Source organism: Burkholderia sp. RF4-BP95 (assembly GCF_001521985.1).
Taxonomy (GTDB): domain Bacteria; phylum Pseudomonadota; class Gammaproteobacteria; order Burkholderiales; family Burkholderiaceae; genus Burkholderia; species Burkholderia diffusa.
The window spans coordinates 1-25992 of sequence record NZ_LOSX01000080.1 but is presented as its reverse complement, the minus strand read 5'-3'; the positions used below and the strand labels follow the sequence as shown (position 1 = coordinate 25992).

At 66.8% G+C, this 25992-nt stretch carries 25 protein-coding genes; 10 read left to right on the top strand and 15 right to left on the bottom strand.

The genetic code is table 11. The features are described 5' to 3' along the window. The first annotated feature begins 43 nt into the window (after positions 1-43). The 3 genes from WS46_RS26925 to gabP all read left to right on the top strand — a co-directional run bounded on the left by WS46_RS26925 (position 44) and on the right by gabP (position 3615). On the top strand, positions 44-1306 hold the full coding sequence (locus tag WS46_RS26925) for an MFS transporter (protein WP_059692326.1): 1263 nt from the start codon (positions 44-46) through the stop codon (positions 1304-1306). A 104-nt stretch (positions 1307-1410) separates the two neighbouring features. Beyond that, positions 1411-1755 (top strand): MmcQ/YjbR family DNA-binding protein, encoded by a 345-nt coding sequence (locus WS46_RS26920; protein WP_059692325.1) that lies wholly within the window; start codon positions 1411-1413, stop codon positions 1753-1755. A 468-nt stretch (positions 1756-2223) separates the two neighbouring features. Then, on the top strand, positions 2224-3615 hold the full coding sequence (gene gabP / locus WS46_RS26915; protein WP_059692324.1) for a GABA permease: 1392 nt from the start codon (positions 2224-2226) through the stop codon (positions 3613-3615). A gap of 166 nt (positions 3616-3781) precedes the next feature. On the opposite strand, the gene ychF is transcribed toward gabP, so the two are convergent. Continuing rightward, positions 3782-4876: a redox-regulated ATPase YchF gene (ychF, locus tag WS46_RS26910; RefSeq protein ID WP_059532716.1), complete on the bottom strand. Its 1095-nt coding sequence runs from the start codon at positions 4874-4876 to the stop codon at positions 3782-3784. 247 nt (positions 4877-5123) lie between these two features. Between ychF and WS46_RS26905 the strand changes: the two genes are divergently transcribed. The 4 genes from WS46_RS26905 to WS46_RS26890 all read left to right on the top strand — a co-directional run bounded on the left by WS46_RS26905 (position 5124) and on the right by WS46_RS26890 (position 9780). Further along, on the top strand, positions 5124-6302 hold the full coding sequence (locus WS46_RS26905) for a UbiH/UbiF family hydroxylase (protein WP_059532713.1): 1179 nt from the start codon (positions 5124-5126) through the stop codon (positions 6300-6302). A gap of 90 nt (positions 6303-6392) precedes the next feature. Then, entirely contained in the window at positions 6393-7121 is a 729-nt protein-coding gene (locus WS46_RS26900; RefSeq protein WP_059532711.1) for a DsbC family protein, read from the top strand. A gap of 115 nt (positions 7122-7236) precedes the next feature. Further along, complete coding sequence (locus WS46_RS26895; protein WP_059692323.1) at positions 7237-9036, top strand: M61 family metallopeptidase; 1800 nt, start codon at positions 7237-7239, stop codon at positions 9034-9036. Between the two features lie 147 nt (positions 9037-9183). Then, positions 9184-9780: an FMN-dependent NADH-azoreductase gene (locus WS46_RS26890; protein ID WP_059692322.1), complete on the top strand. Its 597-nt coding sequence runs from the start codon at positions 9184-9186 to the stop codon at positions 9778-9780. Positions 9781-9896: 116 nt separating this feature from the next. Here WS46_RS26890 and WS46_RS26885 read toward each other — a convergent pair whose 3' ends face one another. From WS46_RS26885 to rpe, 8 genes are all read right to left on the bottom strand, one after another. Next, positions 9897-10802, bottom strand: a complete 906-nt coding sequence (locus WS46_RS26885; protein WP_059532705.1) for a uracil-DNA glycosylase — start codon at positions 10800-10802, stop codon at positions 9897-9899. A 13-nt stretch (positions 10803-10815) separates the two neighbouring features. After that, complete coding sequence (locus WS46_RS26880; RefSeq protein ID WP_059692321.1) at positions 10816-11442, bottom strand: CYTH domain-containing protein; 627 nt, start codon at positions 11440-11442, stop codon at positions 10816-10818. Next, positions 11442-12227, bottom strand: coding sequence for an indole-3-glycerol phosphate synthase TrpC (trpC, locus tag WS46_RS26875; protein ID WP_059532701.1), 786 nt, complete (start codon positions 12225-12227; stop codon positions 11442-11444). Before trpC ends, WS46_RS26880 begins: the two co-directional genes overlap by 1 nt. Positions 12228-12256: 29 nt before the next feature. Beyond that, positions 12257-13288 (bottom strand): anthranilate phosphoribosyltransferase, encoded by a 1032-nt coding sequence (gene trpD / locus WS46_RS26870; RefSeq protein ID WP_059692320.1) that lies wholly within the window; start codon positions 13286-13288, stop codon positions 12257-12259. A 13-nt stretch (positions 13289-13301) separates the two neighbouring features. After that, entirely contained in the window at positions 13302-13901 is a 600-nt protein-coding gene (locus WS46_RS26865) for an aminodeoxychorismate/anthranilate synthase component II (RefSeq protein ID WP_059532695.1), read from the bottom strand. A gap of 13 nt (positions 13902-13914) precedes the next feature. Then, positions 13915-15408 carry an anthranilate synthase component I gene (gene trpE / locus WS46_RS26860; RefSeq protein WP_059532692.1) on the bottom strand — a complete coding sequence of 498 codons (1494 nt, stop codon included), beginning with the start codon at positions 15406-15408 and terminating at the stop codon, positions 13915-13917. A 358-nt stretch (positions 15409-15766) separates the two neighbouring features. Further along, entirely contained in the window at positions 15767-16522 is a 756-nt protein-coding gene (locus tag WS46_RS26855; protein WP_059532689.1) for a phosphoglycolate phosphatase, read from the bottom strand. A 4-nt stretch (positions 16523-16526) separates the two neighbouring features. Next, positions 16527-17213, bottom strand: a complete 687-nt coding sequence (gene rpe, locus WS46_RS26850) for a ribulose-phosphate 3-epimerase (RefSeq protein ID WP_006482066.1) — start codon at positions 17211-17213, stop codon at positions 16527-16529. Positions 17214-17390: 177 nt separating this feature from the next. Here rpe and apaG point away from each other — a divergent pair, with 177 nt between their 5' ends. Beyond that, complete coding sequence (gene apaG / locus WS46_RS26845; RefSeq protein WP_057924835.1) at positions 17391-17765, top strand: Co2+/Mg2+ efflux protein ApaG; 375 nt, start codon at positions 17391-17393, stop codon at positions 17763-17765. 14 nt (positions 17766-17779) lie between these two features. Here the strand turns inward: apaG and WS46_RS36590 are convergent, their stop codons facing one another. After that, the gene (locus WS46_RS36590; protein WP_006758475.1) at positions 17780-17923 is read right to left on the bottom strand and encodes a hypothetical protein; all 144 of its coding nucleotides are present in this window, start codon (positions 17921-17923) and stop codon (positions 17780-17782) included. A 28-nt stretch (positions 17924-17951) separates the two neighbouring features. Between WS46_RS36590 and WS46_RS26840 the strand changes: the two genes are divergently transcribed. Then, a complete protein-coding gene (locus WS46_RS26840; protein WP_244135304.1) occupies positions 17952-19076 on the top strand; it encodes a murein transglycosylase A in 1125 nt (374 codons plus the stop codon). 138 nt (positions 19077-19214) lie between these two features. Here the strand turns inward: WS46_RS26840 and paaK are convergent, their stop codons facing one another. From paaK to paaN, 5 genes are all read right to left on the bottom strand, one after another. Further along, positions 19215-20513, bottom strand: a complete 1299-nt coding sequence (paaK, locus tag WS46_RS26835; RefSeq protein WP_059692319.1) for a phenylacetate--CoA ligase PaaK — start codon at positions 20511-20513, stop codon at positions 19215-19217. A 38-nt stretch (positions 20514-20551) separates the two neighbouring features. Next, a complete protein-coding gene (gene paaI / locus WS46_RS26830; protein WP_059692318.1) occupies positions 20552-21004 on the bottom strand; it encodes a hydroxyphenylacetyl-CoA thioesterase PaaI in 453 nt (150 codons plus the stop codon). Between the two features lies 1 nt (position 21005). Continuing rightward, positions 21006-21797 carry a 2-(1,2-epoxy-1,2-dihydrophenyl)acetyl-CoA isomerase PaaG gene (paaG, locus tag WS46_RS26825; protein ID WP_059692317.1) on the bottom strand — a complete coding sequence of 264 codons (792 nt, stop codon included), beginning with the start codon at positions 21795-21797 and terminating at the stop codon, positions 21006-21008. 45 nt (positions 21798-21842) lie between these two features. Then, a complete protein-coding gene (gene pcaF / locus WS46_RS26820; RefSeq protein WP_059692316.1) occupies positions 21843-23045 on the bottom strand; it encodes a 3-oxoadipyl-CoA thiolase in 1203 nt (400 codons plus the stop codon). 87 nt (positions 23046-23132) lie between these two features. Then, positions 23133-24839, bottom strand: a complete 1707-nt coding sequence (gene paaN, locus WS46_RS26815; RefSeq protein WP_059692315.1) for a phenylacetic acid degradation protein PaaN — start codon at positions 24837-24839, stop codon at positions 23133-23135. Between the two features lie 129 nt (positions 24840-24968). Between paaN and WS46_RS26810 the strand changes: the two genes are divergently transcribed. Then, complete coding sequence (locus tag WS46_RS26810) at positions 24969-25745, top strand: enoyl-CoA hydratase (protein ID WP_059692314.1); 777 nt, start codon at positions 24969-24971, stop codon at positions 25743-25745. Positions 25746-25992: the final 247 nt, after the last annotated feature.

Sequence of the window (25992 nt, the reverse complement as noted above, 5' to 3'; positions counted from 1 at the left end):
GGGCGCCGTGCGGCGTCCGGCGGAACCTGAGAGGAGGATCGTCATGAGCGGCCTGCGCGCATCGCGCGTCTTCTACGGCTGGTATGTGGTGGCGGCGGCGTTCGCCGTCACGTTCGTCGGCTTCGGCAGTGCATACACGTTCAGCGCGTTCGTCGAATCGCTGCAGCGTGATTTCGCGGCATCGCGCGGGCAGATCTCGCTCGTGTTCTCGCTGGCCGGCTTCCTGTATTTCGGCTTCGGCATCGTCAGCGGCCCGCTTGCCGATCGCTTCGGCTCCCGGCGGCTCGCCGTCGCCGGCATGTTGCTGACGGCCGCCGGTCTCGCGGCGGCCGGTGCCGCGCATACGCTGCTGCAGGTCTATGTCGCGTACGGGCTCGGTGTCGGCCTCGGCGTCGGCTGCGCGTACGTGCCGGCCGTCGGCGCCGTGCAACGCTGGTTCGTGCGGCGGCGCGGCTTCGCGTCGGGGCTCGCGGTCGCGGGGATCGGCGTCGGCACGCTCGTGATGCCGCCGCTCGCATCCGCGCTGATCGCGCACGTCGGCTGGCGCGGCGCGTACGTCACCCTCGCGGCGATCGCGGTGGTCGTGGGCGCGGGCATGTCGCTGCTGATCGAGAACGATCCGCGCGGGCGCGGATTGCTGCCCGACGGCGATGCGGCGCGTGCGCAATCGGGCGACGGGCTGCCCGGTGCCGCTTCGTCCGCGCCTGCCGGCGCGACCGTGCGCGAAGCCGTCACGTCGCGGCCGTTCGCGAGCCTGTATGCGGCATGCCTCGTCTGCTCGTTCGGCGTGTTCGTGCCGTTCGTGCATCTCGTGCCGTACGCGCTCGATCATGGCGTCGCGCCGTCGACGGCCGTGCTGCTGCTCGGCGCGATCGGTGTCGGCAGCACGGCAGGGCGCTTCTTCCTCGGCGGCGTCGCCGACCGCTTCGGCCGCCGCGCGTCGCTGCTCGCGATGTTCGCAGGCATGGCGGCCGCGCTCGTCGCGTGGGCCGGCGCCGGGAGCGTCGCGACGCTGGCCGCGTTCGCACTCGTGTTCGGCGTGTTCTACGGCGGCTGGGTCGCCGTGCTGCCGGCCGTCGTGATGGACTACTTCGGCGGCCGCAACGTGAGCGCGATCATCGGCATGCTGTACACGAGCGTCGCGTTCGGCACGTTGATCGGGCCTGCCACCGCCGGTTTCATCTACGACGCGGGCGGCGGCTATCTCGTGCCGATCCTCGCCAGCGCGGCCGCGAATGCGATCGCGTTCGCGATCGTTGCGGCCACCGGTCGCGCGCCGGTGGCGGCGCACGCGGCCGGCCGCTAGACGCGCGTCGCCGGGCGCGAGGCCGGACGCCGCTCGGCTAGGCGTCCACCACGATTTCCGCTACGTTGTCCGGGACGTCGATCACCAACGGGCGGAGGCGCATCGTGACATTCGATGAAGTTCGGCGGATCGCGCTGGCATGGCGGGGTGTCGAGGAGGGCACGTCGTACGGCACGCCCGCACTCAGGGTGAAGGGCAAGATGCTCGCGCGCCTGCGCGAGGACGGCGACACGCTCGTCGTGAAGGGCGTCGGCCCCGACGAGCGCGCGTGGCTGATCGAATCCGAGCCCGACGTGTATTACGTGACCGACCACTATGCGGGCTGGCCGATCGTGCTGGTGCGCCTGTCGGCCGCGCATCCTGACGCCGTGAAAAACCTGCTCCTGCGAGAATGGCACGCGATCGTGCCGGCCAAATGGCGGGATGCAGGGCCGGGCGGCGCGACCTGAGCATCCGGCGCAGCGCCTGCGCGGCGCGCAAGCCTCGTTGACGGAATGCGTTCGTTGCGATGTCGCGCGGGCGTGTCTCACCGCACATTTCCCCATCCGGCGCCGCGCAAGCGGACGCCGAGCCGGACCAAGCGTTGCATCGGTTCGCGTCGATGCAACAAGTGGTTCCATCGAAATTCTTCAATTGGTTCTTAGTCAAGAACCGTTTGATGCTTACACTCCTTCGCTTCGAAGGCGGCTGACCGACAGCCGACGGAAAGGGCGCACGCGATGCGCCGGCGCCCCATGTGCCGCATCGCACCCGCAGCTTCGCAGACTGCGTCGCGCACCGACCGGAACAGGCTCGATCCGGCTCCCTGCCCGCGTGCCGCGCATGCGTGGCGGGCTGCCGGATTCAACAACGACAAATCCCGCGCCGCCTTCACGCGACACCCGGTCATATCGGAACCGTTTTTTGGAGAGAGACACATGAGTGGAAGCAACACAGGCCTCGGCACGGGTCTGAAGCAGCGTCACGTGACGATGATGTCGATTGCCGGCGTCATCGGGGCCGGTTTGTTCGTCGGCTCCGGCCACGCGATCGCGGAAGCCGGCCCGGCTTCGATCCTCGCGTATGCGATCGCGGGCGTCCTGGTCGTGCTGGTGATGCGCATGCTCGGCGAGATGGCCGTCGCGCATCCGGACAGCGGTTCGTTCTCGACCTATGCCGATCGCGCGATCGGTCACTGGGCCGGCTTCACCATCGGCTGGCTGTACTGGTGGTTCTGGGTGCTCGTGATCCCGATCGAGGCGACGGCCGCCGCGACCATTCTCAATGCGTGGTTCCCCGGCGTCGCGACCTGGATCTTCGCGCTCGGCATCACGTTGCTGCTGACGATCACCAACCTCTTCTCGGTCAAGAACTACGGCGAATTCGAATTCTGGTTCGCGCTGATCAAGGTCGTCGCGATCGTCGTGTTCCTGTGCATCGGCGGCGCGGCGATCGTCGGTATCGTGCCCGCGCCGGCCGTATCGGGCGTGTCGAACCTCTTCGCGCACCAGGGCTTCATGCCGAACGGCGCCGGCGCGGTGCTCGCGGCGATGCTGACGACGATGTTCTCGTTCCTCGGCACCGAGATCGTGACGATCGCGGCCGCCGAGTCGGACAACCCGCAACGCCAGATCGTGCGTGCGACGAACTCCGTCATCTGGCGTATCACGCTGTTTTATCTCGGCTCGATCCTCGTCGTCGCGGCCATCGTGCCGTGGAACGATCCGCTGCTGCCGAAGCACGGCTCGTATCAGCGCGCGATGGAGCTGATCGGCGTTCCGAACGCGAAGGCGATCATCGACGTGATCGTGCTCGTGTCGGTCGCGAGCTGCCTGAATTCCGCGCTGTACACCGCGTCGCGGATGCTGTTCTCGCTGTCGAAGCGCAAGGACGCGCCCGCGTTCCTGCACAGCACCGATTCGACCGGCACGCCGCGCGCGGCCGTGCTCGCATCGACCGCATTCGGTTTCCTGACCGTGATCGCGAACTACCTGATGCCGGAGCAGGTATTCGGCTTCCTGCTGGCGACGTCGGGCGCGATCGCGCTGCTCGTGTATCTCGTGATCGCGATCTCGCAGCTGCGGATGCGCAAGACGCTCGAATCGGGCGGCGCCGACCTGACGCTGCGGATGTGGCTGTTCCCGTGGCTCACGTGGGCGGTGATCCTGTTCATCTGCGGCACGCTGACCGTGATGTTCGTCAGCGAGGAACGCCGGATGGAAGTCGGTGCGACGGCCGTGCTCGCGCTGCTCGTGCTGTTTGCTTCGTGGTTGAACAAGCGCGGTCGCGATGCGCGCGCAGGTTCGGGGCGGCGGGTGTCGGCGACGTGATGACGTGACGATCCGAAGGCGGGCAGGGTGCTCGTCTTTGGCCGACGGGCAAGTCCGTGGATGAAAAATGGGCCGATTGGCATTTGCCGATCGGCCCATTTGCTTTTCGTGCCGGATGCGCATCGCGCGATGCCGCGCGTATCGCACGGCATCGGCATTGCACGTATCAGACGTTGAACAGGAAGTTCATCACATCGCCGTCGTGCACGACGTATTCCTTCCCTTCCGCGCGCATCTTGCCGGCTTCCTTCGCGCCCTGTTCGCCCTTGTACGCGACGAAATCGTCGAATGCGATCGTCTGCGCGCGAATGAAGCCGCGCTCGAAGTCGGTGTGGATCACGCCGGCCGCTTGCGGCGCGGTATCGCCGATGTGGATCGTCCACGCGCGCACTTCCTTCACGCCCGCGGTGAAGTAGGTCTGCAGGCCGAGCAGCTTGAAGCCCGCGCGGATCACGCGGTCGAGGCCCGGCTCTTCCATGCCCATGTCGGCGAGGAACGCTTCCTTGTCCGCATCGTCGAGATCGGCGATTTCCGCTTCGATCGCCGCGCACACCGCGACCACCGGCGAATTCTCGCTTTCAGCGTACTTGCGCACCGCTTCGAGGTGCGGGTTGTTCTCGAAGCCGTCGTCCTTCACGTTCGCGACGTACATGGCCGGCTTCGCGGTGATCAGGCAGAACGGCTTGAGCAGCGCCTGCTCGTCGTCCGACAGGTCGAGGCCGCGCACGGCCTTGCCCTGGTCGAGATGCGCGCGAACCTTTTCGAGCACCGCGGCGAGCTTCACCGCTTCCTTGTCGTTGCCCGACTTCGCGGCCTTCGAGTAGCGCGTGAGCGCCTTCTCGACGGTGCCGAGGTCGGCGAGCGCGAGTTCGGTGTTGATCACTTCGATGTCGTCGATCGGGCTGACCTTGCCGGCGACGTGGATGACGTTGTCGTCCTCGAAGCAACGCACGACGTGCGTGATCGCATCGGTTTCGCGGATGTTCGCGAGGAACTGGTTGCCGAGGCCTTCACCCTTGCTCGCGCCCGCGACGAGGCCCGCGATGTCGACGAATTCGACGACGGCCGGCACGATGCGCTCGGGGTTGATGATCTCGGCGAGCGCCTTCAGGCGCGTGTCCGGCACCTCGACGATGCCGACGTTCGGTTCGATCGTGCAGAACGGGTAGTTCTCGGCGGCGATGCCGGCCTTGGTCAGCGCATTGAACAGGGTGGACTTGCCGACGTTGGGCAAGCCGACGATGCCGCATTTGAGACTCATGGAATCCTTCGGACGGGTAAGGCGGCGCGGCCGGACAGGGCACGGCGGCGCGGGAAAATAGGGACGGCCGGCGCGTGGGGCGCGGCGGGCCGACGTTCAAAGGCGCTATTGTACCGCGCCGACGCCCCGGTTTCCGGCCTTCCCCCGAATGCCCGATGCGACGGGCCGCCGCGCTGCCGGGCCGGCCCGCGATTATGCTGATTTCCCGCAAAGTCCGGCCGCGTAAGGGATTGGCCCCGCAGCTATAATGCCCGCCATGACTGCCCACCACACCTTCGACGTCGCCGTGGTCGGCGGCGGGCTCGTCGGCAAGACGGCCGCGCTCGCGCTGACCCAGTCCGGCTACAAGACCGCCTTGCTCGCCCAGCCGGCCACGCCGCGCCCCGCCGATCTCGCGTTCGACACGCGCATCTACGCGCTGTCGTCCAGCTCGCAGGCATTGCTGGAGCGGCTGCGGGTCTGGCAGGCGCTCGACCATGGCCGGCTCGCGCCGGTCTACGACATGCGCGTATACGGCGATGCGCACGCGGAACTGCATTTCTCCGCGTACCAGGCTTCCGTGCCGCAACTCGCCTGGATCGCCGAATCGTCGCTGATCGAGACGTCGCTCGACGCCGCGCTGCGGTTCCAGCCGAACCTCACGTGGTTCGATGCGCGCGCGCAGGGCTTCGACGTGCGCGACGACGCAGCGGTGCTCACGCTGTCGTCGGGCCAGGTGCTCGAAGCGGACCTCGTGGTCGGCGCGGACGGCGCGCATTCGTGGGTGCGCTCGCAAATGGGGGCCAAGGTCGAGCGGCGCGATTACCGGCAGACGGGCGTCGTCGCGAACTTCAAGGCGTCGCTGCCGCACCGCGAGACGGCCTGCCAGTGGTTTCACGAAGGCGAGATCATCGCGTTGCTGCCGCTGCCGGACGGTCACGTATCGCTCGTGTGGTCCGCGCACACCGCGCACGCGGACGAACTGCTCACGCTCGATCCCGCGCAGCTTGCGGCCGAAGTCGAGCGCGTGTCGCACGGCCAGCTCGGCGCGCTCGAATGCGTGACGCCGGCGGCCGGCTTCCCGCTCGCGCTGCAGACCGTCGACAAGCTGATCGCCCCGCGTGTCGCGCTCGTCGGCGATGCCGCGCACCTGATTCACCCGCTCGCGGGGCAGGGGATGAACCTTGGGCTGCGCGACGTCGCGGCGCTCGCCGATGCGATCGCGAACAAGGAGAGCTTCCGCAACCTCGGGGACACGGTGCTGCTGCGCCGCTACGAGCGTTCGCGCCGCGAGGACATCCGCGCGCTGATGGTCGCGACCGACGGGCTGCAGCGGCTGTTCGCGGTGCCTGGCGCCCTTGCGAAGGCGGTGCGCAACGCGGGCATGGCGTTCGTCGGTGCGCAACCGCTCGTGAAGCGCTGGCTCGTGTCGGCCGCGCTCGGCTGATCGAACCTTCGCGCCTTCGGCCTGTCGGACTGGGTTCCGTTACGGCGTACACTGTGACGTGCACTCCGATTGAGCTGAAGGAACTACAGGATGAAAAAAACGATCCGCATCGCATCGCTGGCGCTGGCCGTCACGATGGCGACGCTCGGCTGCACCGCGCAGGCCGACCAGACCACCGACAAGCTGAAAGCCACGCTGCAAGCGCGACTCGGCAACGACGCACCGATCAAGAGCGTGTCGAAATCGCCGGTCGCGGGCCTGTACGAAGTGAACCTCGGCACGCAGATCATCTATAGCGATGCCGCCGGCGACTACGTGCTGCTCGGCGATCTCGTCGACACCAAGACGCACAAGAACCTGACCGACGCGCGCCTGTCCGACCTCAACAAGATCGACTTCGCGAGCCTGCCGTTCGCGAACGCGATCAAGGTTGTCAAGGGCAACGGCGCACGCAAGATCGCGGTGTTCTCCGATCCGAACTGCCCGTACTGCAAGCGCCTCGAGACGACGCTGCAGTCGATCGACAACGTGACCGTCTACACGTTCCTGTACCCGGTTCTGTCGCCCGATTCGACCGCGAAGTCGAAGGCGATCTGGTGCGCGACCGACCGCGCGAAATCCTGGGAAGGCTGGATGCTCGACCATCGCGTGCCGACCGGCGCCGGCACCTGCGACACGACCGCGCTCGACAAGAACCTCGCGCTCGGTCGCGGGATGAACGTCACCGGCACGCCGACGATCTTCCTGCCCGACGGCCGCCGCCTGCCGGGCGCGGTGTCGGCCGATCAGCTGAACCAGGCGCTCGCGTCGAGCAAGTAACCGACCGACACGCCGGGCCGCATGGCCCGGCCAGCGAGGGGCGCCCGCGACATCAGCCGGCGCCTCTCGTCGTTTCCGCCGCCGTATTCCGTCCGATTTTCGTCCGAATCCCACGATGACCCAGCCGATCCGTTATTCGATTGCCCCGAAAGATCTTGCCGCGCACCTGTTCGAAGTGTCGGTGACGGTCGCCGATCCCGATCCCGAAGGCCAGCGCTTCTCGCTGCCGGTGTGGATTCCGGGCAGCTACCTCGTGCGCGAATTCTCGCGCAACATCGTGACGCTTGCCGCGTTCAACGATGCGGGCCGCAAGGTGCGGATCGCGAAAACCGACAAGAACACGTGGCAGGCCGCGCCGGTGAACGGCGCGCTGACGCTGCGCTACGACGTGTACGCGTGGGACCTGTCGGTCCGCTCCGCGTATCTCGACGAATCGGGCGGCTTCTTCAATGCCACGGCCGTGTTCCTGAGCGTTGCCGGCCGCGAGGATGCGCCGTGCGAGGTCGACATCGCGAAACCGGCGGGCCCGGCGTTCCGCGCGTGGCGCGTCGGTACGTCGCTGCCCGAGGCGCGCGGCACCCGGCGCTACGGGTTCGGCGCGTACCGCGCGTCGAACTACGACGAACTCACTGACCATCCGGTGACGATCGGTGAATTCGCGCTGGCGACGTTCGACGCGCACGGCGTGCCGCACGACATCGTGATCGCCGGGCGCGTGACGCAGCTCGACATGGAGCGGCTGCGCGCCGACCTGAAGCGCGTGTGCGAGGCGCAGATCGCGCTGTTCGAGCCGAAATCGAAGAAGGCGCCGATGGACCGCTACGTGTTCATGACGCTCGCGGTCAGCGACGGCTACGGCGGCCTCGAGCACCGTGCGTCGACCGCGCTGATCTGCAACCGCACCGATCTGCCGGTGAAGGGCCGGCCGGAAACGACGGAAGGCTATCGCACGTACCTCGGCCTGTGCAGCCACGAGTATTTCCATACGTGGAACGTGAAGCGCATCAAGCCGGCTGCGTTCGTGCCGTACGACCTCGCGCGCGAAAACTACACGTCGCTGTTGTGGCTGTTCGAGGGCTTCACGTCCTATTACGACGATCTGATGCTCGTGCGCAGCGGGCTGCTGTCGCAGGACGAATATTTCGCGGCGCTCGGCCGTACCGTCGGCGGCGTGCTGCGCGGCACGGGGCGGCTGAAGCAGAGCGTCGCGGAAAGCTCGTTCGATGCGTGGATCAAGTACTACCGCCAGGACGAGAACGCGACCAACGCGATCGTCAGCTACTACACGAAGGGTTCGCTCGTCGCGCTCGCGTTCGATCTCGCGATCCGCGCGCAGACGCGCAATCGCAAGTCGCTCGACGACGTGATGCGCTTGCTGTGGCAACGCTACGGACGCGAGTTCTATCGCGGCAAGCAGGCGGGCGTCGAGGAAAACGAGGTCGAGACGCTGATCGAGGAAGCGACGGGCGTCGCGCTCGGCCGGCTGTTCGCCGACGCCGTGCACGGCACGCGCGACCTGCCGCTCGCCGACCTGTTCGCGCCGTTCGGCGTGACGCTCGCGCCCGAGGTCGCGCCTGGCGCGGCTGCGAAGCCGACGATCGGCGCGCGCCTGCGCGGCGGCGCGGACTGCACGCTGGCGGCGGTATATGAAGGCGGCGGTGCGCGTCGTGCGGGGCTGTCGGCCGGCGACACGCTGATCGCGCTCGACGGGCTGCGCGTCACCGGCACGAACCTCGATACGCTGCTCGCACGCTACCGCCCGGGCGACAAGGTCGAGGTGCATGCATTCCGCCGCGACGAGCTGCGGACCGCGAAGCTGAAGCTCGACGGCCCGGAAGTCGCGCGCTACCGGCTGACGGCGGCCGCCAAGCCGGCTGCCGCGCACAAGGCCCGGGAAGCCTGGCTGAAGGGCTGAGCATGCGCGAGCGGGTTTCGGGGCGCGATCAATGATTGTTCTGCTGTTGCAACAATCCGTCGCCTTGAGCCCGCTTTTTCGCGACCATGCGGCCACGCACAATGGCGTCACTCGCGCTACCGAAGCGCAACCAAACCGGAGCCTGACATGACGACCATTCTGCAAATCAATTCCGCGGCGCGCTCGCAAGGTGCGCAATCCACGCTGCTGGCCAACGAACTGACGGCAAAGCTGCAACAATCGAACCCGGGCGCGAACGTCGTGGTTCGCGACCTGCTGGCCGACGCGCTGCCGCACCTCGACGAATCGGTGCTCGGCGCATTCTTCACGCCGGCCGACCAGCGCAGCGCGGAACAGAATGCGATCGTCGCGAAGAGCGATGCACTGATCGCCGAACTGCAGGCCGCCGACATCATCGTGATCGGCGCACCGATGTACAACTTCGGTGTCTCGTCGCAACTGAAGACGTATTTCGACTGGATCGCCCGCGCAGGCGTCACGTTCCGCTACACCGAGAACGGCCCGGAAGGCCTGGTCAAGGGCAAGAAGGTTCACGTGGTGACGGCGCGCGGCGGCAAGTACCTGGGTACGCCGAACGACAGCCAGACGCCGTTCCTGCGCACGTTCCTCGGCTTCATCGGCTTGACCGACGTAAGCTTCATCCACGCGGAAGGCCTGAATCTCGGGCCGGATGCGCAAAGCGCCGCGCTTGCCGGCGCCCGCGAAGCGATCGCTGCCGCGTAAGGCCGATGCGGGTGCGTTGCACCCGCTGCGTCGCCAGACAAAAAACGCCGCGTCCTGAAAGGGGCGCGGCGTTTTCGCATGATGCAGACGAAAGCGGGAAGCCGAACGCGGAACGGCTACGCGAGCGTTTCGGCCACCTCCGGCAGGCGCCAGTCGATCGGCTCGCGACCCGCCTCGACCAGATAGTCGTTCGCGAGCGCGAAGTGGCGGCAACCGAGGAAGCCGCGGTGCGCGGACAGCGGCGACGGATGCGGCGCCTCGAGCACGCAATGCGCGCTCGCATCGAATAGCGCGCGCTTCGCCTGCGCATGCGCGCCCCACAGCATGAACACGAGGCCGCGATGGCGGCTGGCGAGTTCGCGGATCAGCGTGTCCGTGCATTGCTCCCAGCCGCGCCTCGCGTGGCTCGCGGCCGCGCCGCGCTCGACCGTCAGCACGGTGTTGAGCAGCAGCACGCCCTGGCGCGCCCAGGTATCGAGGCAGCCGTGACGCGGTGTGTCGTGGCCGAAATTCGCGGCGATTTCCTTGAAGATGTTGCGCAGCGACGGCGGCGTGCGCACGGCCGGCGGCACCGAGAAAGCCAGGCCATGCGCCTGCGGCGTGCCGCGGTCGTCGCCGTGGTACGGATCCTGGCCGAGGATCACGATCTTCACGTCGTCCGGGCTCGTCAGGCGCAGCGCGCGGAACACGTCGGTCGGGTAGACGGTCTTGCCGGCCGCGCGTTCGTCGTCGACGAAGCGGCACAGCGGTGCATACGCGTCGCTGTCGGTGAAGGGTTTCAGCACGTCGCGCCAGACGGCCGGCAGCGCGTCGAACTGCGCGGCGAGGTGGGGGACGTGCGCGGCAGCGGGCTGCGGCGCCGCGGCAGCCGGGGCGGTTGCCGCGGCCTTCCTTGCGGGCTTGCGCCCGGCCGCGGCCGGCGCGGGCGCCGGGGCGGAAACATCGTCCTGCGCCGTTTCGGGCACGGGATCGTCGAACAGCGACGCCTGTTGCGGCGTGCGGAGAGTCTTGCGGGTTGCCATGCGTGATGCGGGTTTATTGCGCGCGCAGCCGGTAGCCGCGCTGCGCCTTGCTGATGTTTTCGGGGGCGAGGCCCGGCAGCGCTTGCTGCAGTTCGGCGGCAAGTGTCGCGAGCGCCGCTTCCGGGCCGTCGATCAGTTCGAGTTCGATTTCGCTGATCGGTTCGCGGCGCGTATCGTTTTCCGCCTGGACGACGATCTCGCCGACGTCCACCGCGGCCTCGACGGTTGCGCCGCCGATTGCGATGCGCCACAGCGTACGCGAAAAATCCGTCCGGAACAGCGCGTGCAGCGCCGGCGCGGCGTCGCGCAGCGCGGTGGCAGCGTTCGGCACGTCGCACGCGGCGACGAGCGCATCGATTTCGAGCGCATCGCCGGCGACGGGCAACTCCCATTCATGGCGGCGATGCAGGCCGGCTTCCGCGCTGCCGACCGTCTTGAACGTCTGCAGCCAGCCATGCGGCGTGCGGCGCACGCGCACCGCGCTCTTCGAACGGGCCAGCGCGAGATCGGGTGTGTCGTAGTAGACGTTCGCGAGCGCGATGACATCGCCGGCTTCGCCGGTCAGCGTCTCGAAAAAGCGCCGCGCCGCATCGGCCTCGCCGGCCGGCAGCGCGAGCTTGATTTCCCTTTCGATCGCCATCAGAAGAACATCCGCGCGAGTTCCTCGCCCGGCTGATCGGCGCGCATGAACGCCTCGCCGACGAGAAACGCATTCACGTTCGCCGCGCGCATCGTGTCGACGTCGGTGCGCGACAGGATGCCCGACTCGGTCACGACCATGCGGTCCGCCGGAATCATGTCGAGCATGTCGAGCGTGGTCTGGATCGTCGTCTCGAACGTGCGCAGGTTGCGGTTGTTGATGCCGAGCAGCGGTGTCTTCAGCGTCAGCGCCTGTTCCATCTCGTCGCGGTCGTGAACTTCGACCAGCACCGCGAGGCCGAGCGAGTGCGCATACGCCTCGAGGTCCTGCATCAGCGGCGTGTCGAGTGCGGCGGCGATCAGCAGGATCGCGTCGGCGCCCATCGCGCGCGCTTCGAGGATCTGGTACGCATCGACGATGAAGTCCTTGCGCAGCACCGGCAGCGTGCAGGCCGCGCGCGCTTCCTCGAGATAGCGGACGCTGCCCTGGAAGAATTGCTCGTCGGTCAGCACCGACAGGCACGCGGCGCCGTGGGCCGCATACGAGCGCGCGATGTCGGCCGGCACGAAATGCTCGCGCAGCACGCCCTTCGACGGGCTCGCCTTCTTCACTTCGGCGATCACCGCCGCGTTGCCGGCCGCCTGCTTCGCGCGCAGCGCGCCGACGAAGTCGCGCAGGTCGCGCGTCGATGCGTCCAGTTTCAGTGCCTCGAGCGGCGTGCTGCGCATGGCCGCCGCGACTTCGTCGCGCTTGACGGCGATGATTCGGTCGAGAATGTCGCTCATGTGGGTTCCTGCTTGATTCGTAAAGGGAGTCAGCGCTTGAACTGCTGCGTGAAACGCACGAGTTCGTCGACTTTCGCGCGCGCCTTGCCGCTCGCGATCGCTTCGCGGGCGAGCTGGATGCCGTCCGCGATCGATTCGGCGATATTGGCCGCATAGAGCGCGGTGCCCGCGTTCAGCGTGACGATCTCGCGTGCGACGCCCGGCTGGTTGTCCAGTGCGCCGAGCAGCATCGTGCGCGATTCCTCGGCATTTTCCACCTTCAGCGTGCGGTTCGACACCATCTGCAGGCCGAAGTCCTCCGGATGGATCTCGTATTCGTGCACCTCGCCGTCGCGCAATTCGCCGACGAGCGTCGCGGCGCCGAGCGACACTTCATCCATCCCGTCCTTGCCGTACACGACCAGCACGTGCTGCGCGCCGAGGCGCTGCATCACGCGCACCTGGATGCCGACCAGGTCGGGGTGGAACACGCCCATCAGCTGGTTCGGCGCGCCGGCCGGATTGGTCAGCGGGCCGAGAATGTTGAAGATCGTCCGCACGCCGAGCTCGCGGCGCACGGCCGCGATGTTCTTCATCGCCGGATGATGGTTCGGCGCGAACATGAAGCCCATGCCGGTTTCGGCGATCGACGCGGCAACCTGGTCGGGCTGCAGGTCGATGTTCACGCCGAGCGCCTCGAGCACGTCGGCGCTGCCGGACTTGCTCGACACGCCACGGTTGCCGTGCTTCGCGACCTTCGCGCCGGCCGCGGCCGTGACGAACATCGACGCGGTCGAGATGTTGAACGTGTGTGCGCCGTCGCCGCCCGTGCCGACGATGTCGACGAAGTTCGAGTTGTCCTGCACTTCGACGTGGTTCGCGAATTCGCGCATCACGGTCGCGGCGGCGGCGATCTCGCCGATCGTCTCCTTCTTCACGCGCAGCCCGGTGATGATCGCGGCCGCCATCACGGGCGACATGTCGCCGCGCATGATGAGCCGCATCAGGTGCAGCATCTCGTCGTGGAAGATCTCGCGGTGTTCGATCGTGCGTTGCAGCGCTTCCTGCGGGGTAATCGTCATCGTGTGTCTCCCGTCAGGCTGCCGGCGCGGTCGCGCGGGCCGTTGCGCGATTCTGCTTCAGGAAATTCTCGAGCAGCGCGTGGCCGTGCTCGGAGAGGATCGATTCCGGGTGGAACTGCACGCCTTCGATCGGCAGCGTCTTGTGACGCACGCCCATGATCTCGCCGTCGTCGGTCCACGCGGACACCTCGAGGCAGTCGGGCAGCGATTCGCGTTCGATCGCGAGCGAATGGTAGCGGGTGACGTCGAAATGCTTCGGCAGATCGGCGAACACGCCGCGGCAGTCGGTTTCGATCCGGCTCACCTTGCCGTGCATGATGGTCTTCGCGCGCACGACGCGGCCGCCGAAGGCTTCGCCGATCGCCTGATGGCCGAGGCAGACGCCGAGGATCGGTTTCTTGCCCGCGAATTCGCGCAGCACGTCGAGCGTGATGCCCGCGTGCTGCGGGTTGCTCGGGCCGGGCGACAGGCAGATGGTGTCGGGGTTCAGGCGCGCGATCTCGTCGAGCGTGATTTCGTCGTTGCGATACGTGCGCACGTCCTCGCCCAGTTCGCCGAAGTACTGGACCAGGTTGTAGGTGAACGAGTCGTAGTTGTCGATCATGAGCAGCATGGTCAGTCTCCGGTCAGAAGTCGCTATCGAGGCCGTCCTGGACCTGTTCGGCCGCACGCAGCACCGCGCGCGCCTTGTTTTCGGTCTCTTGCCATTCGGATTCGGGCACCGAGTCCGCGACGACGCCGGCCGCCGCTTGCACGTACAGGTTGCCGTTGTGGATCAGGCCCGTGCGGATCGCGATCGCGAGATCCATCTCGCCCGAGAACGACAGGTAGCCGACGGCGCCGCCGTACAGCCCGCGCTTGATCGGCTCGAGCTCGTCGATCAGTTCCATCGCGCGCACCTTCGGCGCGCCGGACAGCGTGCCGGCCGGGAACGTCGCGCGCAGCACGTCGTAGTTCGTCATGCCGGGCTTCAGCTTGCCTTCGACCGAGCTGACGATGTGCTGCACGTGCGAGTACTTCTCGATCACCATCTTGTCGGTCACCTGCACCGAGCCGATTTCCGCGATGCGGCCGACGTCGTTGCGCGCGAGGTCGATCAGCATCACGTGCTCGGCGATTTCCTTCGGATCGTTCAGCAGTTCGGTCGCGAGTTCCGCGTCGCGCTCGGGCGTGTTGCCGCGCGGACGCGTGCCGGCCAGCGGTCGGATCGTGACGATCTGGTCGTCGCCGCGCTTTTCCTGGCGCACCAGGATTTCCGGCGACGCGCCGACCACGTGGAAATCGCCGAAGTTGTAGTAATACATGTACGGCGACGGATTCAGCGAACGCAGCGCGCGATACAGCGACAGTGGATTGTCGCGGTACGGCTTCGTCAGCCGCTGGCCGACCTGGATCTGCATCAGTTCGCCGGCCGCGATGTATTCCTTCGCCTGGCGCACGGCGGCCAGATAGTCTTCCTTCTTGAACTCGCGGAACGTCTCGGTGCGCACGCTCGCCGACGTCACCGGCGGCTGCACGGTCGTGCGCAGGCGCTGCTTCAGTTCGCGCAGGCGCTGCTTTGCTTTCGTATAAGCCTCGGGCTGGGCCGGATCCGCATAGATGATCAGGTAGAGCTTGCCGGCGAGGTTGTCGATCACCGCGACTTCCTCGGTGAGCAGCAGCTGGATGTCGGGCAGGCCGAGATCGTCGCGCGGCGCGGTGTTCGCGAGCTTCTTCTCGATGTAGCGCACCGCGTCGTAGCCGAAATAGCCGGCGAGGCCGCCGCAGAAGCGCGGCAGGCCCGGGCGCTGCGCGACCTTGAAGCGCGCCTGGAACGACTCGATGAATTCGAACGGGTCGCCGTCGTGCGTCTCGACGACCTGGCCGTCGCGCACCACTTCGGACACGCCGTTGCGGGTGCGCACCAGCGTGCGAGCGGGCAGGCCGATGAACGAATAGCGGCCGAAGCGTTCGCCGCCGACCACCGACTCGAGCAGGAACGAGTTGGCGCCCGCGCGTTCAGGCTGGGCCAGCTTCAGGTAGAGGGACAGCGGCGTTTCGAGGTCGGCGAGCGCTTCCGCGATCAGCGGGATGCGGTTGTAGCCTTCGTTCGCCAGCGATTGGAATTCGAGTTCGGTCATGTTCCGGTCCTGTTCGGGACGAGCGGCGGAGTGCGCCAGGGATCACTTGACGCTGCGCGGGTTGCCGTCGGCGAAAGGGCGGTCGATCGAGAAGTGCCTGTTGCCGGCCGGCACTCCGGGCGTGAACGTCGCGAGCCTGCGGCCGATCCTGAACGCAAGCGTTCGGACGCGGTAGAACTCGAGGTGGTGCGACGATCGGCGCGCGGATGCGCAGCGAGATAAAAAACGGCGCTGAAGACGTGCCTCAGCGTACCTCATCGAAGAGGTTAGCGCGACCAGCGACGCCAGGGCCAGGCTCCCCGGTCGATGCTGCTCAGACTCCGTTTTTTATTCAGAAACATGCGGATGGAAGAAATAATCAGATGGTTGGCCGGCCGGCGTTGTGCGCGGTAATCGCGCGGGCCGCGACCAGCAACGAATCGACTATACCATCCGAATTTATCGTTTGTATAGCTTTGCCGTGGTTGTAGCCGTACGGCACCGTCAGCGTCGCCATCCCCGCCGCGCGGCCCGCCAGCGCGTCGTTTTCCGAGTCGCCGATCGCGACGGCGGCGTCCGGCGCGACGCCGAGCGCGTCGCATGCCGTCAGCATCGGTAGCGGATCGGGTTTCTTGCGCGCGACGCTGTCACCGCCGAGCACGACGCCGAATCGATCGATCAGCCCGTATTGCTCGAGCAGCTCGACCGCGAAGCGGTGCGGCTTGTTCGTCACGCACGCGAGCCGGATGCCGGCTGCGCGCAGCGCGTCGAGGCCGGTTGCGACGTCCGGATAGAGGCGCGTGTGGCGGCCGTTGATCTTCGCGTATTCGGTCTGGTAGATCGCGAGCGCGTCGTCGAAGCGCGCGTGCGCCTCGTCGGGCGCGAAGCGCGGCTTCAGCACGCTCTGGATCAGGTGCTCGGAGCCCTTGCCGACGTAGCCGATCACCTCGTCGCGCGACGTGGCCGGCGCGCCGAGCTGCGCGAGCATCCCGTTCAGCCCGGCCGTGAAATCGTCGGCCGTGTCGACCATCGTGCCGTCGAGGTCGATCAGCGCCGCGTCGATGCGCGGCCTCGCGAAACGGATCGTGCCGTCGGCTGCGGCCGGTGCCTGACCGGCCAGCGAGGAATCGGCCACGGCGTCAGCTCCGCTCGACGGTGGCGAGCGCGGCGCGCATCTCGTCGATCACCTTGCGGTAGTCGGGCTTGCCGAAGATCGCCGAACCCGCGACGAAGGTGTCCGCGCCGGCCGCCGCGATTTCCGCGATGTTGTCGGCCTTCACGCCGCCGTCCACCTCGAGCAGGATCTCGCGGCCGGTGCGCTCGGTGTATGCGTCGATGCGGGCGCGCGCTTCGCGCAGCTTGTTCAGCGTTTCCGGAATGAACGACTGGCCGCCGAAGCCCGGGTTCACCGACATCAGCAGCACGAAGTCGAGGCGATCCATCACGTGATCGAGATAGTTCAGCGGCGTCGCCGGGTTGAACACGAGGCCGGCCTTGCAGCCGTGATCGCGGATCAGCGACAGCGTGCGGTCGATGTGGTCGGAGCCTTCCGGGTGGAAGCTGATCAGGTTCGCGCCGGCTTTCGCGAAATCGGGCACGATCCGGTCGACCGGGCGCACCATCAGATGCACGTCGATCGGCACCTGCACGTGCGGGCGGATCGCCTCGCAGACGAGCGGGCCGATCGTGAGGTTCGGCACATAATGGTTGTCCATCACGTCGAAGTGAATCCAGTCGGCGCCGGCGGCGACCACGTTGCGGACTTCTTCGCCGAGCCGTGCAAAGTCGGCCGACAGGATGCTGGGAGCGATGCGGAATTGAGTCATGACAGGGGAGCGGGGACGCTGCGGCGCAAAACCGCCATTCTACCGTCAGGCGACCCGGTGCGCGGCGACGGGCCGTGCGGTTGCGGCCCGATTCCGCATAGAATGCCGAACCAGTGCGGCGCGCCCGCGGCCCCGCCGCTCGAGTCGGCGCGGGCGGTTACCTACAGCGGAAACACCATGAGTCAGTATCAGTTCACCGTTTCGGTGAAAACCAGCTACTTGCCGGAACAATCCGACCCCGATCGACGTCAATACGCATTCGCGTACACGCTGACCATCCGCAATACCGGGCAGGTCGCGGCGCAGCTGATCGCGCGTCACTGGATCATTACGGACAGCGAAAACCACGTGCAGGAAGTGAAGGGGCTCGGCGTCGTCGGGCACCAGCCGCTGCTGCAGCCGGGCGAACAGTTCGAATACACGAGCTGGGCCGTGATCGCGACGCCGGTCGGCACGATGCGTGGCGCGTACTTCTGCGTGGCGGAGGACGGCGAGCGGTTCGACGCGCCGGTCGACGAATTCGCGCTGCACATGCCGCGCACGCTGCATTGAGCGTGCGGGGCCGGTCAGCGCGGCTGGCGGTCGTTGCCGCGGGCGTGCTTCTTCCTGCCCGACGACGTCCACACGACGATGAAGATCAGCAGGGCAAGCGCTACGAAAGCCTCGAGCGCGAAGATGAGCATCGGATATTGGTCGAGAAAATCTGACATGGCGGTTTCCATCAAGAACGAACATTGTATGTGGTTTGGGCCCCGGGCGGCCGGCTGGGTTGCGGCGGTCGCGACGGCAGCGCTGCTTGCCGCGTGCGGCGGCGCGCCGACGCGGACGTCGGCGCTGAAGCCGCCGACCGGCGCGGCGATCGTGCCGGGACAGGTTGCCGCGAAGCGGCTTACGCCGGTGGCGTGGCAGCAGGTGCCGGGGTGGCAGGACGATTCGCTGATCGGCGCGACGGCCGCGCTGCGGCAGAACTGCGCGCGGCTCGCGCGCCAGCCGGCATGGCAGCGCGCCTGCGCGGCTGCCGATCGCCTCGACGAGCTCGACGTCGGCAGCGCGCGTGCATTCTTCGAAACGTATTTCACGCCGTTTCAGCTGGCGAATACCGACGGCACGCTCGACGGGCTCGTGACCGGCTATTACGAGCCGCTGCTGCACGGCTCCCGCGTGCGTCGCGGCCCTTACCAGTACGCGCTGTACCGCTGGCCGGCCGGCTATCGCGCCGGTGCCGCGCTGCCCGCTCGCGCGCAGCTCGAGCGGGCGGGCATCCTGAACGGCAACGAACTCGTGTGGGTCGACGATCCGATCGAGGCGTTCTTCCTGCAGGTGCAGGGTTCAGGGCGCGTGCTGCTCGACGATGGTTCGGTGATGCGGGTCGGCTTCGGCGGCACCAATAACCAGCCGTATCGCTCGATCGGCAAGTGGCTGCTCGATCGCGGCGAGCTGACGCCCGCACAGGCGACGATGCAGGGCATCAAGGCGTGGGCGAAGGCGAACCCGACTCGCGTGGACGCGTTGCTCGACACGAATCCGCGATTCGTGTTCTTCCGCGACATGCCGACCAAGGAAGATGCACCGCACGGCGGCGCGGACGGCCCGATCGGCGCACTTGGCGTGCCGCTCACGGCGGAGCGTTCGATCGCGGTCGATCCGTCGTCGATCCCGCTCGGCACGCCGGTATTCCTGCAGACCACGCGTCCGCTGACGAATACGCCGATGAACCGGCTCGTGTTCGCACAGGACACGGGTTCCGCGATCAAGGGCGGCGTGCGGGCCGACTATTTCTGGGGGCTGGGCGACGACGCCGGCGACCAGGCCGGACGGATGAAGCAGATCGGCCGGATGTGGCTGCTGTTCCCGAATTCGTGATGCGCGGTGGTGCCGGCGTATGCGTGTAGCCGGGCATCGAAGTGAAACAGCCCGATCGGCGTTGGCCGGTCGGGCTGTTTTTTTGCTTCGCGATTGCTGTTGCGGGCGGCGGTCGGGTAGCGGGGGGATGGGCGAGTATCAGCCCTTGCGCTTGTCGATCACGCGGCGCGCCTTGCCGACCGAACGCTCGATTCCGTTCACGGGCAGCACGTTGATCACGGCGGTTACGCCGATCAGCGACTTGATGTCGTGCGCGAGCGCTTGTCTCGCCGCATGGATTGCCGCCGTGTCGGGGGCAGTGTCGGGGCACGGCTCGACATTGAGCGTCAGCACGTCGAGCGGACCTTCCTTCGTCAGCACGATCTGATAGTGCGGCGCGAGCGCACGCTGTTTCAGCAGCTGCTCTTCGATTTGCGTCGGGAAGACGTTGACGCCCCGCACGATCATCATGTCGTCCGAGCGCCCGGTGATCTTTTCCATCCGGCGCATCGTGCGGGCGGTGCCGGGCAGCAGACGCGTGAGGTCGCGCGTCCGGTAGCGGATGATCGGCAGCGCTTCCTTCGTCAGCGACGTGAAGACCAGCTCGCCGAGTTCACCGTCCGGCAACACTTCGCCGGTGTCGGGGTCGATGATTTCCGGATAGAAGTAGTCTTCCCAGATGGTCGGGCCATCCTTGGTCTCGACGCATTCCGATGCGACGCCGGGGCCCATCACTTCGGACAGCCCATAGATGTCGACCGCGTCGATGCCCATCCGCTGCTCGATGGCCACGCGCATGTCGTTGGTCCACGGCTCAGCGCCGAAGATGCCGATGCGCAGCGAGCTTTGTGCGGGATCGAGGCCCTGGCGCTCGATCTCGTCGGCGATCGACAGCATGTAGCTCGGCGTCACCATGATGATGTCGGGCCGGAAATCCTGGATCAGCTGCACCTGCTTTTCGGTCTGGCCGCCGCCGAACGGGATCACGGTCAGGCCCGCACGCTCGGCACCGTAGTGTGCGCCGAGCCCGCCGGTGAACAGGCCGTATCCATAACTGACGTGGACCTTGTCGCCACGCCGCGCACCGGCCGCGCGGATCGAGCGCGCGACGAGATTGGCCCACGTGTCGATGTCGCGCGCCGTATAGCCGACGACGGTCGGCTTGCCGGTCGTGCCCGACGACGCGTGAATGCGCGAGATCTGGTCCTGCGGCACCGCGAACATTCCGAACGGGTAGCTGTCGCGGAGGTCGCTCTTGGTCGTGAACGGGAAGCGCGACAGATCCGTGAGCGTTTTCAGGTCGTCGGGATGCACGCCCGCTTCGTCGAATTTGCGGCGATAGACGGGGGAGTGGTCGTACGCATGCCGGAGCGACCACTTCAGGCGTTCGAGCTGCAGTGCGGTCAGTTCGTCGCGTGAGGCGGTCTCGATCGGCTCGAGCGGTAGCGGGGTAGTCATGCCTGTCTCCAGTGATTGTTATGAGCGAGCCGTGGACGTCAATGCTCTTCCGGCAGCACCGTGCCCTTGATCTGGGCCGATTTGCCCCGAAACATCGCGACCGTTTCGCCTGTCTGGTTCGTGACGCGGATGTCGTAGATGCCGTACCGGCCGCTGCGCGTCTGCTCGATCGCTTCGGCCGTCAGCAGGTCGTGACCGTATACGGGACGCAGGTATTCGATCGAGCAGCCAGCCGCAACGGTATTCAGGTTGTACGAATTGCACGCGAACGCAAACGTCGAATCGGCGAGCGTGAAGATGATGCCGCCGTGGCAGGTCTGATGTCCGTTCAGGAATTCCGGCCGTACGCGCATCTGCAGACGTGCGTAGCCGGCGCGCACTTCGGCGATTTCCATGCCGAACGCGCGGCTGCAGGCGTCCGCGTCGTACATGGCCCGTGCCGTCGCGTGGGCGAGCGCGTCGGGGTCGAGCGTGTCGTTGGCGGTGGTCATGTCAACGCCCCTCGAAGCGCGGGGCACGCTTCTCGATGAACGCCTTCACGCCTTCCGCGTAGTCGTACGACTGGCCGAGCTTGCGCTGCAGGTCGCGTTCGAGGTCGAGCTGCTGGTCGAGCGTATTCGTGACGCTGTCGCGCATCGATTGCTTGATCGACGCGATCGCGAGCGTCGGTTGCTGCGCGAGCTGATTGGCGAGCTGACGGACCGACACGGCGAGCGCATCGTCGTCGACCGCACGCCAGATCAAGCCCCATTGTTCGGCCTGTTCGGCGCCGAGCTTGTCGCCGGTCAAGGCGAGCCCCAGCGCGCGTGCCATGCCGACGCGTTGCGGCAGGAACCATGTCCCGCCGGAATCGGGCACGAGCCCGATCTTGACGAATGCCTGGATGAAGCTGCTCGAGCGTGCTGCGAAGACGATGTCGCAGGCGAGCGCGAGATTCGCGCCGGCGCCGGCCGCCGTGCCGTTGACGGCGGCGATCACCGGAACCGGCATGCGTTGCAGGCGACGAATCAGCGGATTGAAATGCTCGTCGATCAGCGTGCCGAGGTCAGTGGACGCGCCAGGCGTGAAGTCGAGATCGGCCAGGTCCTGGCCTGCGCAAAAGCCACGCCCCGCACCCGTCAGGATCAGCGCTCGTGCGCCGGCCGTTTCGACTTCATCGAGCGCAGACTGCAGTTCGCGGTGCATCGCACGCGTGAAGCTGTTCAGCTTGTCCGGGCGGTTGAGGGTGATCGTGGCCACGCGGGCAGTCTGATCGATATCGAGCTGGATCGCCTCATATGACATGCAGTGTCTCCTTCATGACTTCGTTATAGGCGCGCGGCGCGTCGGTTACACGCGCTCGATGGCGATCGCGATGCCCTGGCCGACGCCGATGCACATCGTACAGAGCGCAAACCGGCCGCCCGTACGCTCGAGTTGGTGAAGCGCCGTGGTCACGAGCCGAGCGCCCGATGCGCCGAGCGGGTGGCCGAGCGCGATCGCACCGCCGTTCGGGTTCACGCGCGGATCGTCGTCGGCGACGCCGAGCATGCGCAACACCGCGAGACCTTGCGAGGCGAACGCTTCGTTCAGCTCGATCACGTCGAACTGGTCGATCGTCATGCCGAGCTGGCGCAACAGTTTCTGCGTGGCCGGCGCCGGTCCGATCCCCATCACGCGCGGTTCGACGCCGGCGGTTGCCATGCCGACGACGCGTGCGCGGCGGCGCAGCCCATATTGATCGGCAGCTTCCGCGTTGGCGAGCAGCAGGGCGCATGCGCCGTCGTTGACGCCCGACGCGTTGCCGGCCGTTACCGAGCCGTCCGGTCGCACGACGCCCTTCAGCTTCGCGAGCGCTTCGAGAGACGTTTCGCGCGGATGTTCGTCGCGCGATACAACGAGCGCGTCGCCTTTCTTCTGCGGAATCGTCACCGGGACGATTTCCTCGGCGAGCGTGCCGTCTTGCTGCGCACGTGCGGCCTTTTGCTGGCTGCGCAGCGCGAACAGGTCCTGGTCGGCACGGCTGATGTCGTAGTCGACAGCGACGTTCTCGGCCGTCTCCGGCATCGAATCGACGCCGTATTGCTGTTTCATCAGCGGATTGACGAAACGCCAGCCGATCGTCGTGTCGTAGATGTCGGCCTGGCGCGCGAATGCGCTGGCGGCCTTGCCCATCACGAAGGGCGCGCGCGTCATGCTTTCGACACCGCCCGCGATCATCAAGCGGGCCTCGCCCGCCTTGATCGCGCGCGCGGCGGTGCCGACGGCGTCCATGCCCGAGCCGCACAGCCGATTCAGCGTCGTACCCGGCACGGCGGTCGGCAGGCCCGCGAGCAGCGCGGACATGCGCGCGACGTTGCGGTTGTCCTCGCCGGCCTGGTTTGCGCAGCCGTAGACGACGTCGTCGATTGCCGACCAGTCGACGTTGCGGTTGCGTTCGATGAGCGCCTTGAGCGGCACCGCGCCGAGATTGTCGGCACGAACGTCTTTCAGGGCGCCGCCGTAGCGGCCGATGGGGGTGCGAATCGCGTCGCAGATGTAGGCGTCGGTCATGGGGATGTCGATGTGCAACGAACCCGCCGGTTGGCGGATTCGTTCATGGTAGAGAACGTGATGGCGTTTGCACGTCGGCCATTCGGGTTATGCCGTCTGGCCGGCTTCCGCAGGTACGGCCTTCGGCGCAACATGGACGCGGCTTTGCACCACACGGAACCGGTTGGCGACGAACGCCGGATCGGCGAGCGCCGCGTTGGCGGCCGGGTTCGCGCCGGTGCCGTGGAAGTCGGAGAATGCGGCCGACTGGTTGACGAACACGCCGCCCGTCAGGTTGATCGACAGCGCGACGCCGCCACGCACCGCTGCATCGTGCGCAGCGTCGAGGACCTTGTCGTCGGTGCTGTAGACGGAGAGCGTCAGTGCACCATGTTCCGCGGCGATTTCGCCGGCGAGATCGAGCGACTGCGCGGTCGAGTCGGTCGCGATGACGAACGAGATCGGGCCGAACCACTCCTGCGTGAATTTCGCGCGGTCGGCCACGTCGAGCTGCAGCACGAGCGGCGTACGCACGCGAGCATCGGCGAACGTCGGATGCTGGAGCGTCTGGCTGTCGGCGAGCACACGACCGAGCTTGCGGGCGTCGTCGATGCGCGCGGCCACGCCGTCGTTCTGGATCGCGCCGATCAGTTCGACCGAGCGAGCCGGGTCGCCGGTCAGTTTCTGCACGGAGACGGCGATCGCCTGGGCGACTTCGTCGAAGCTTGCATGGCCGTCCGCCGTCCGGATGCCGTCGCGCGGCACGTAGATGTTCTGCGGTGCCGTGCACATCTGGCCGGAGTACAGCGCCAGCGAGAACGCGATGTTTTTGGCCGCGGCCTTCAGGTCGTCGGTCGAGTCGATCACGATCTGGTTGACACCGGCCTTCTCGGTATACACCTGTGCCTGATGGGCATGGCGTTCGAGCCACGTGCCGTTTTGCGTGCTGCCCGTGAAGTCGATCAGCTTGATTTCAGGACGCAGTGCGAGGTCTTGCACGAGGGCGCCGTCGTTCGGCTCGGTCGCGAGGAGCGTAACGACGTTCGGATCGAAACCGGCTTCGCGCAGCACGTCGCGGGCGATGCGGACCGTGATCGCGAGCGGCAGGATCGCGCCCGGATGAGGTTTGACGATCACCGTGTTGCCGGTCGCCAGGTCGGCGAACAGACCGGGGTAGCCGTTCCAGGTCGGGAACGTGCAGCAGCCGAGCACGAGGCCGGTGCCGCGCGGGACGATCGTATAACGCTTGTGCATCGCGAGAGGCGGGTTCTTGCCTTGCGGCTTCTCCCAGTGTGCATCTGCGGGGATGCGGCGCAACTCGTCCCAGGCGTAGGCGACCGCTTCGAGCGCACGATCCTGCGCGTGCGGGCCGCCGGCCTGGAACGCCATCATGAACGCCTGGCCCGTCGTGTGCATTACGCTGTAGGCAATCTCGAAGCTTGCGCGATTCAGCCGTGCGAGGATTTCGAGACTGACGCCGATCCAGGCGCTCGGGCCGGCTTCGCGCCATGCACGCTGGGCATTAGCGGCCGCGGCAATCAGTTCGTCGGGTGTCGATTTCGGATAGCGGATGCCCAGCGCGATCCCGTACGGCGACTGCTCAGCGCCGACGGTTCCAGCGGACGCCGGCTGGTCGAGCACGAACGTGTTGCCGAGGTGTGCCTTGAACGCCGCTTCGCCATCTGCGTTGGCGCTTTCCCCGTACACTTTGGGACTCGGCATTTCCGCGAACGGGCTCCAGTACCCGCGGCTCTCGATGGCGGCGAGGGCGTGTTTCAGCGTGTCTTCGTGCTTCGTGAACAGTGCATGGGTCATGACGGCGGCCTAATGGACGTAGGGAAGGGTTGGATCGATTAATTAACCGACCGGTTGGTCGGAGAATGGTAGCATCAAACTATTCGCATGTGCGAGGCGTTTCTCATTTCATTGATCGAGGAGAAATAGATGTCTTACGAGAACATCCTGGTGGAGACCCGGGGGCGAGTCGGGCTGATCACGCTGAACCGTCCGAAGGCGCTAAATGCGCTGAACGATGCGCTGATGGATGAATTGGGTGCTGCGCTGAAAGCGTTCGACGCAGACGACGCGATCGGCGCGATCGTCGTGACGGGGAGCGAAAAGGCGTTCGCGGCGGGGGCCGACATCGGCATGATGGCGACCTATTCCTATATGGATGTTTATCGCGGCGACTACATCACCCGTAACTGGGAGAGCGTCCGCGAGATCCGCAAGCCGATCATTGCTGCCGTGGCGGGCTTTGCGCTTGGCGGCGGTTGCGAGCTCGCGATGATGTGCGACATCATCTTCGCAGCGGATACGGCCAAGTTCGGCCAGCCCGAGATCAAGCTGGGCGTGATGCCGGGCGCAGGCGGCACGCAGCGTCTGCCGCGCGCGGTGTCCAAGGCGAAGGCGATGGACATGTGCCTGACGGCGCGCTTCATGGACGCGGCCGAGGCGGAACGGGCAGGGCTCGTATCGCGCGTGCTGCCGGCCGACAAACTGCTCGACGAAGCGATTGCCGCAGCGACGACGATTGCCGAGTTTTCACTGCCAGCTGTCATGATGGTCAAGGAGTCGGTGAATCGCGCGTACGAGACGACGCTGGCCGAAGGTGTCAACTTCGAGCGTCGACTGTTCCATTCGCTGTTCGCGACCGAAGATCAGAAGGAAGGGATGGCGGCATTCGTCGAGAAGCGGAAGCCGGTATTCAAGAACCGCTGATTTGCCGGCGGCTGGGTGGTGCTTGGCGAGCGACGGGTGTCGGTCGCCAGCGTGATCACCCGGTGCAGTGAACCCGAAGCCCCCGTGCGCGGCAGCGCACGGGGGCTTTTTCAAAATATTTTCACAAAGGGGTTGCGGAGACCGGGGTGGGTGCTTAGAATCACGCCTCCTTCGCGCTAACGGAAACGCAGCGCGGGAGGAAGAAGGGAAGCGGTGCGGTCGAGGGCGGTTGTAGAGCCACGGCGCA

Coding starts and splice junctions, on each gene's coding strand:
- WS46_RS26925 (WP_059692326.1), top strand. CDS start 44: ATGAGCGGCCTGCGCGCATCGCGCGTCTTCTACGGCTGGTATGTGGTG.
- gabP (WP_059692324.1), top strand. CDS start 2,224: ATGAGTGGAAGCAACACAGGCCTCGGCACGGGTCTGAAGCAGCGTCAC.
- ychF (WP_059532716.1), bottom strand. CDS start 4,876: ATGAGTCTCAAATGCGGCATCGTCGGCTTGCCCAACGTCGGCAAGTCC.
- WS46_RS26905 (WP_059532713.1), top strand. CDS start 5,124: ATGCCCGCCATGACTGCCCACCACACCTTCGACGTCGCCGTGGTCGGC.
- WS46_RS26900 (WP_059532711.1), top strand. CDS start 6,393: ATGAAAAAAACGATCCGCATCGCATCGCTGGCGCTGGCCGTCACGATG.
- WS46_RS26895 (WP_059692323.1), top strand. CDS start 7,237: ATGACCCAGCCGATCCGTTATTCGATTGCCCCGAAAGATCTTGCCGCG.
- WS46_RS26890 (WP_059692322.1), top strand. CDS start 9,184: ATGACGACCATTCTGCAAATCAATTCCGCGGCGCGCTCGCAAGGTGCG.
- WS46_RS26885 (WP_059532705.1), bottom strand. CDS start 10,802: ATGGCAACCCGCAAGACTCTCCGCACGCCGCAACAGGCGTCGCTGTTC.
- WS46_RS26880 (WP_059692321.1), bottom strand. CDS start 11,442: ATGGCGATCGAAAGGGAAATCAAGCTCGCGCTGCCGGCCGGCGAGGCC.
- trpC (WP_059532701.1), bottom strand. CDS start 12,227: ATGAGCGACATTCTCGACCGAATCATCGCCGTCAAGCGCGACGAAGTC.
- trpD (WP_059692320.1), bottom strand. CDS start 13,288: ATGACGATTACCCCGCAGGAAGCGCTGCAACGCACGATCGAACACCGC.
- WS46_RS26865 (WP_059532695.1), bottom strand. CDS start 13,901: ATGCTGCTCATGATCGACAACTACGACTCGTTCACCTACAACCTGGTC.
- trpE (WP_059532692.1), bottom strand. CDS start 15,408: ATGACCGAACTCGAATTCCAATCGCTGGCGAACGAAGGCTACAACCGC.
- rpe (WP_006482066.1), bottom strand. CDS start 17,213: ATGACTCAATTCCGCATCGCTCCCAGCATCCTGTCGGCCGACTTTGCA.
- apaG (WP_057924835.1), top strand. CDS start 17,391: ATGAGTCAGTATCAGTTCACCGTTTCGGTGAAAACCAGCTACTTGCCG.
- WS46_RS36590 (WP_006758475.1), bottom strand. CDS start 17,923: ATGTCAGATTTTCTCGACCAATATCCGATGCTCATCTTCGCGCTCGAG.
- WS46_RS26840 (WP_244135304.1), top strand. CDS start 17,952: ATGTGGTTTGGGCCCCGGGCGGCCGGCTGGGTTGCGGCGGTCGCGACG.
- paaK (WP_059692319.1), bottom strand. CDS start 20,513: ATGACTACCCCGCTACCGCTCGAGCCGATCGAGACCGCCTCACGCGAC.
- paaI (WP_059692318.1), bottom strand. CDS start 21,004: ATGACCACCGCCAACGACACGCTCGACCCCGACGCGCTCGCCCACGCG.
- paaG (WP_059692317.1), bottom strand. CDS start 21,797: ATGTCATATGAGGCGATCCAGCTCGATATCGATCAGACTGCCCGCGTG.
- pcaF (WP_059692316.1), bottom strand. CDS start 23,045: ATGACCGACGCCTACATCTGCGACGCGATTCGCACCCCCATCGGCCGC.
- paaN (WP_059692315.1), bottom strand. CDS start 24,839: ATGACCCATGCACTGTTCACGAAGCACGAAGACACGCTGAAACACGCC.
- WS46_RS26810 (WP_059692314.1), top strand. CDS start 24,969: ATGTCTTACGAGAACATCCTGGTGGAGACCCGGGGGCGAGTCGGGCTG.